At 61.3% G+C, this 618-nt stretch carries 1 protein-coding gene; it reads left to right on the top strand.

The annotated features are described in order from the left end of the window. Positions 1-618: SprB repeat-containing protein (locus E1J53_RS23865; protein WP_173021628.1), on the top strand; the 618-nt coding region annotated here is incomplete at both ends.

Below are 618 nucleotides of genomic sequence, written 5' to 3'. Positions count from 1 at the left end.
CGGACGTCATCTGTAACGATGATGCCGGTACGAGTGACGACGGTACGATCACGCTGACGGTAGTTGGCGGTACGGCCGGTTACACCTACGCCTGGAGCAACGGTGCTACGACGCAGAACCTGAGTGGCCTTGCTGCGGGTACCTACACGGTAGTGGTTACGGACGCCAATGGCTGTACGACCACGGAAAGCTTCACGATCGACCAGCCGGAGCCCCTGGTGGCTACGGGCGTTACGACGGACGTCATCTGTAACGATGATGCCGGTACGAGCGACGACGGTACGATCACGCTGACGGTAGTTGGCGGCACGGCCGGTTACACCTACGCCTGGAGCAACGGTGCTACGACGCAGAACCTGAGCGGTCTTGCTGCGGGCACCTACACGGTAGTGGTTACGGACGCCAATGGCTGTACGACCACGGAAAGCTTCACGATCGACCAGCCGGAGCCCCTGGTGGCTACGGGTGTGACGACGGACGTTACCTGTAATGACGACGCCGGTACGAGCGACGACGGTACGATCACGCTGACGGTAGTTGGCGGTACGGCCGGTTACACCTACGCCTGGAGCAACGGTGCGACGACGCAAAACCTGAGTGGTCTTGCTGCGGGTACCT

This window comes from Lewinella sp. W8 (assembly GCF_004375085.3).
Classification (GTDB): Bacteria; Bacteroidota; Bacteroidia; order Chitinophagales; family Saprospiraceae; genus Neolewinella.
This window is presented reverse-complemented; position numbering and strand designations above follow the sequence as displayed.